The organism is Actinomyces sp. MRS3W, assembly GCF_032465695.1.
GTDB lineage: Bacteria > Actinomycetota > Actinomycetes > Actinomycetales > Actinomycetaceae > Actinomyces.
Genome location: NZ_JAWDJJ010000084.1, coordinates 1 through 5,284, shown reverse-complemented (window position 1 = coordinate 5,284; position 5,284 = coordinate 1). Strand labels below are relative to the sequence as shown.

Sequence of the window (5,284 nt, the reverse complement as noted above, 5' to 3'; positions counted from 1 at the left end):
CGGGTGTGGTCACGGGGATGATCCTAAGAAGGGGCGTCGGCCAGGAGGCCCGGACGGGCAAGTGTGTTCGAGGTGTGATTCGCGGTCACCTATCTGCGCGGAGGAGACAACGGTAGGGCCGCCCGGTAGGAGCGGGTGCCCCCTTGAGGCGAGCGACTCGCGGGGCGGTGGGGCGTCCATGCGTTTTCCGACCTTGGGGTACGTTTTACGACCACCCCGGGGTCGTGGAATGTACCCCGGGGTCGTAAAACGTCCTCATGGTTGGGTAGGGGACGCGTTGGCGAGTTCCCGGGCCGCTCTGCCGCTTCAGCTGAGCGGCGGCTCCTCGCGACCACAGACGAGGTAACAGGGTGGACCGCAGCCGAAGGGTCAGCCACTTCACTTCCACATGCAAGTGAAACTGCATTACGATGAGTTTGACCTTTTATGACGATGCATCTGGAAGGGGAGGTGTCATGACCGCCAGCGCGCTCACCAGGGTCGGCCTCGCGGCGCAGACCGTGCGTGAGGTTCAGGAGATCGGTCCTCTAGAAGGCGCCGCGCTCGTCCTGCGCAGCTCCGACGGGCGCGAGGTCGAGCTGACGCCGAACGTGCAGCGGGCTCTGTTTGCCGCCCTCGCCGCGATCGCGGAGCACGGAGAAGTGATGATCGGTCGGGTGCCCGATGAGCTCACCAGCACTGTTGCGGCCGACATGCTCGGTGTGTCGCGTCCGACCTTGCTCAAGTGGAGCCGCAATGGCGTGCTCGATTCCTTCAAGGTCGGCTCGCACACTCGTTTCCGTCGTGAGGATGTAGTCCGTCTTCGCGATGAGCGTGAGCGCGAGCGTCGTCGTGCCTTTGAGGAGTTGCGAGCCCTCGACGCCGACGGCGACTTCGAGTACTTCGAGGACTGACTGCGACCTTCCTGCGTAGGTATCCCGTCGCAGGGCTCTGCAACCGCTGTGCAGGTCGTTGTGGCGCTTCCTTGGCATGTGGCGCGGCTGTGGGGTGAGGCGAGGACTCTCAATGCGCCCTTGACTGCTGTAGCACCCCGGCGGATACTTGTACGAGTTCTTGTACGACTAAAGGGGGAAGCGTGGCTGTGCTGACTGCGAGCGAGGCTCGCGCCAAGTTGTTCGGGCTGATTGAGCAGGTCAACCAGGATTCGGCGCCGGTGGAAATCACCTCGCGCCGTGGTGACGCCGTGCTCATCTCGCGCAGCGAGTTCGACGCCTTGGAGGAAACTGCGCATCTGCTGCGCTCGCCCGCTAACGCCGCTCGCCTGCTCGAGAGCCTCGCCCAGGCGAGGGCCGGGCGGGTCGAGGAGCACAGCTTGCTTTCATGAGGTTAGTGTTCACGCCGAACGGCTGGGATGACTACACGTCCTGGCTGACTGTGGATCGGCGGATGGTGGTGCGCATCAATAAGATCCTTGAGGATACGGCGCGGCACCCCTTTGAGGGGATCGGCAAACCGGAGCCATTACGACACGCTCTAGCGGGAGCCTGGTCGCGAAGAATCTCCGCCGAGCACCGACTGGTTTACGTCATCCACGGCGACGACGTGATCATCGTCCAGGCCAGATATCACTACGAGTAACGCGCGGACGACCCGTGCCAACGGCTACTGTGCGCCGCGCACCGAGCGCCGCGGGCTCGCGAATGCGTAGCAGATCGTGGCGGCCATGATGATCCGGCATGTGGCAGGGCTGGACATCGCGCCCACGGGGTTCTTCCTGGTCCCGACCGGCGGCACGCGTGAGAACGTAGTGACCCACTTGGCTCGTAGAGATCGACATCCCTCTGAAGGCCTGGAAGAATCCGGGCATGGGCGAGACCTACCTCAAGGCGCTTGGTCTTCACGCTGACTGGGGTGCGACGGCGGAAGCGCTTCAGCATGCGAAGCAGATGGCTGTCGACCCGCCGGACCCGTACAGCCACATCTCGGTCTACAACGACCCCTCGGGTGCTTGCGTCGGGCTCATCGATACCCGGGATGGATTCTCCACGGAAACCTTCACCGTCCACGGGGCAGGCGGGCACACGGTCGAGGCGTGGCAGGTGATGCCCGGCACCGCCGAGATCAATCTGTTGGACGACGACGGCGAGCTCATCACTCGTTTCTTGGCGTTTGTAGACGATCCGCACATGTATCCGTGGTATCCGCTCAAAGCTGTTGCGGGATTGGCGAGGTACTCCGACTATCAACTCGGGGCCATCGCCGTCGACGTTAATGTCTACGATTCAGTCGAAGCGTGGAAGGCCGAGCAGGAACCGCTGAACGATGCAGGAATGAGGATCGGGCCTACCTTCATTGCAAGTCCGTGGCTGTTCGCCTTGTACGCCGGCGACGCCACCGCTGAGGAAGCCAGCCCCGTCTCCATGTTCAAGGCCGTCGTCAAGCACGTGAATGTGGTGACGAACCGGCTCACCGGCGTGCAGTGGTATCGCGCCCTGGCCGATTGCGGTTTCGAGTGCGCGCTCGCACTTCCGATGGATACAACGCCGGCTCCCCGTGTAGGGAGCGTGGTTGACGGTAAGGCGTTTCTCACCGGCACCACAGGATTCTGGGGATCCGCCGTTCAATAGTCGCCGAGCCGGGAACTCGTTCCGACCATCCGCCGCGCACCCGGGCGCTGGCCCGCGGCGCCAACGTCATGATCTTGTGCGGCTCAGTAGGAGCGGCCGACGTGATCGGGCACCATGAACGGGCCATAGGTGCGGAAAACGATGTGGTCGTACTGGGTGAAGCCCCAACTGACCTCGCTCATCAGGGCGCCGTCGTCGGCGCGCCAGGTGTCGGGAGACTGATTCGGTAGGACGAACAGGCAGGCGAACCAGCTCAGCCCAAGTATGACGATGAGGGCGGCCATCGTCACGGTGAGCACCGCGGTGCGGGCGAGTTCTGTCAGGGTCCGAGTCCGCTCCATGAGCCAGGCCAAGACCGCGCACCCGCCGGTGACGATGCCGGTGGTCATCAGCGTGAAGGACACATCGGGAGTCACGTAGGGGCGTACCGCGATCACCTCCTCGACCGGCTCGGTGCCGTTGTAAGGGCCGTCGAGGGACGTCGTCAGCGGCGTCATTGTTAAAACGATCGCGGCAAGCGCCACGGTGACGGCGGCCAGGATGATCGCCGCCTTGTCGCCGCCCAGCAGGCGCGCCCAACGCTGACGCAGTGACCTCGCCCATGCTCCCATAGGAGCAGCGTAGCGACGCCGGGCAGCTGATACTCCACTGGTGGGAGGTAAGCGCCAGGCCCTCGACGCCACCACCGGTCTGCTCACCACCCGTGACGTCGTGCGCGACCATCCGGACGCGTGGACCGATGACGACATCCGAGAGCGCACCGCCGCTCTGATCGACGAAGTCCTCGCCATCTGGCCGACGCCCGTTGGGTACGTCCACCGTGCCCAGCGGCGTGCGCTCACCGTCAACAACGCCACGATGAAGGACCTGTTGGATGCGGTCCTGCTGTCGGCCGGGGAGGAGCTGGTCGGCATCGGTAGGGACGGGCAGACGGTCCGGGGTGTCATGGATGGCGCCGGGAGGCTGGTGCTTAGTGGCGAGGCGCATGCCTATCCATCGGCGCCCGCGGTCCGAGTGCGCGGGACCGCTATGAACGGCTGGACTTTCTGGCATGTGGAGAGCCCCGATGGCCCCACTCTGGATGACCTGCGGGCCCGCCTGCTGTCGCCTGGGGTGTGAGGCGGCGTGAGCGCGTAGTCGGCGCATCGTCGTCGACCCGCCTGCGCCGGGGAGTGAAGGCGCTGCTGCTTGTGCGGCGGGGCTTCGTCCGGGATGAGCGGGAGAAAAGTGTCCGTCTGTCGCAACTTTTGCGGGGGCGGTTCGCCGAGTGGTGTGGCGAATGGCCTCTGTGCTGGGCAAACGCTGAATCATGTGATTGAGCCGCAGCGGGTGGGCGCCAAAAGTTGCGACGGATGGTCACATTTAGGGGTGCGAGCGGTGGTCCGGGTGTTGTTTGGGGCGTGCGTCATCCCTGCCAGAGGTTCTGCATGTACTCCGGCGGGCATGGGTGTCCCTCCCGGATGACACCGGGATTGCCGAGCACCATGGATCCAGACGGAACGTCGGTGTTGACCAATGCCCCGGGAGCGATGAGGACGTCGTCGCCGATGGTGATTCCGCCGACGATGACGGCGTTGGTGCCGATCCATACTCGGTCTCCAATGGTGGGGGCGCCTGTCCGGCGACCGGAGGGCACGATGCCGATCGTGACGCCCGTGGCGATATTGCAGTTGCTGCCGATCACGGCGGCCGGGTTGATGATGACACGGCCGCGGTGCCCGATGTAGAAGCCGGGGCCGATCCTGGTTGACCAAGGAATCTGGATGAATGTCGTTGCCGACAGATGGCTAAGAGCGGCCCGATATGCCTTCCGCAGCAGCGGCGAGCTGGCGTTCTGTGCATGTCGGAACGCCCACAGGTAGCTCAGCACCTTACGGTCGCCGAGTCGGGCGGCCAACGACACGTCGGTGCGGCCGAAGTAGCGGAAGAGATCTGAGCGGAAGAGCTTGCGCGCGGTCGAGGTCATGGAGGGAACTCCTCGGGGGTGGTTCAGGTGCCTTCAAGATTACTGGCGTTTCGTCGCGGGCTCGCCGGGCGGGTGTGCCGGGGGAGTCAAGGCGTGGGGTTGTGCGGCGGGGTCTCGTCCGGGTTGAGTGGGTGAAAAGTGTCCATCTGTCGCAACTTTTAACGGGGGTGTCCCGTGGCAGGGTGTGGCAAATAGCCTCTGACCTGGGCAAATGCTGAATCACGCGGTCGGGCCGTGGTGGGCGAGCGGCAAAAGCTGCGACGGATGGACACTTTTTGAGGCGGGCAAGTGGTGCTCCGGGCGTGTCTGGTCTGTATGCGGGCGCTATGAAGGTGCGGCAAGTGGTGCTCCGGGTGCGCAGGAGCATGTCGGTCGTGTCCGGGTATGTCTGGGTGCGTCCTGAGGGGAGGGCGGCCCTCGGTGGTGGCTGTGCTGCGGGGTTCGATACGCAGAACGACACGCCGCAAAATGTGCTCTCGGTCTCTAGCCCTGGGGTGGTGTTAAGACCCCTGGAATCTCGCGGGATCGTGCGCTCGGCTCCAACATCCGACTGCTTCGTGACCACAACATGTTGTGGTCGACACTCCGTGTCGGTCCCAGATGCTGTGTTGCACCGGTGTCATTTGGGGTAGTGTTTGAGGTGTCAGCGGAGCTGAGCTGCCAGCCCAGAGCCGTCCGTCCATCGAAGTACTGGAGCCTTTCTCGTGTCCGACAGCACCCCCACCCCGTCCGCCGCTCACCTGGCCGCCGC

General features: G+C 64.4%; 7 protein-coding genes. 5 read left to right on the top strand and 2 right to left on the bottom strand.

The window, feature by feature from the left end; genetic code table 11:
• Positions 1-455: 455 nt before the first annotated feature.
• The 4 genes from RWX45_RS02400 (at position 456) to RWX45_RS02385 (ending at position 2,567) form a co-directional block, all read left to right on the top strand.
• The gene (locus tag RWX45_RS02400) at positions 456-893 is read left to right on the top strand and encodes a helix-turn-helix domain-containing protein (RefSeq protein ID WP_316022191.1); all 438 of its coding nucleotides are present in this window, start codon (positions 456-458) and stop codon (positions 891-893) included.
• Between the two features lie 182 nt (positions 894-1,075).
• Positions 1,076-1,324, top strand: coding sequence for a type II toxin-antitoxin system prevent-host-death family antitoxin (locus tag RWX45_RS02395; RefSeq protein ID WP_316022190.1), 249 nt, complete (start codon positions 1,076-1,078; stop codon positions 1,322-1,324).
• Positions 1,321-1,578: a Txe/YoeB family addiction module toxin gene (locus RWX45_RS02390; RefSeq protein WP_316022189.1), complete on the top strand. Its 258-nt coding sequence runs from the start codon at positions 1,321-1,323 to the stop codon at positions 1,576-1,578. The genes RWX45_RS02395 and RWX45_RS02390 overlap by 4 nt, the downstream gene beginning before the upstream one ends.
• A 227-nt stretch (positions 1,579-1,805) precedes the next feature.
• Entirely contained in the window at positions 1,806-2,567 is a 762-nt protein-coding gene (locus RWX45_RS02385; protein WP_316022188.1) for a hypothetical protein, read from the top strand.
• Positions 2,568-2,650: 83 nt separating this feature from the next.
• Here RWX45_RS02385 and RWX45_RS02380 read toward each other — a convergent pair whose 3' ends face one another.
• Positions 2,651-3,178 carry a hypothetical protein gene (locus tag RWX45_RS02380; protein WP_316022187.1) on the bottom strand — a complete coding sequence of 176 codons (528 nt, stop codon included), beginning with the start codon at positions 3,176-3,178 and terminating at the stop codon, positions 2,651-2,653.
• Between the two features lie 40 nt (positions 3,179-3,218).
• On the opposite strand from RWX45_RS02380, the gene RWX45_RS02375 reads away from it, so the two are divergent.
• Positions 3,219-3,686: a hypothetical protein gene (locus RWX45_RS02375; protein WP_316022186.1), complete on the top strand. Its 468-nt coding sequence runs from the start codon at positions 3,219-3,221 to the stop codon at positions 3,684-3,686.
• Between the two features lie 286 nt (positions 3,687-3,972).
• On the opposite strand, the gene RWX45_RS02370 is transcribed toward RWX45_RS02375, so the two are convergent.
• On the bottom strand, positions 3,973-4,533 hold the full coding sequence (locus tag RWX45_RS02370) for a serine acetyltransferase (RefSeq protein ID WP_316022185.1): 561 nt from the start codon (positions 4,531-4,533) through the stop codon (positions 3,973-3,975).
• Positions 4,534-5,284 lie beyond the last annotated feature (751 nt).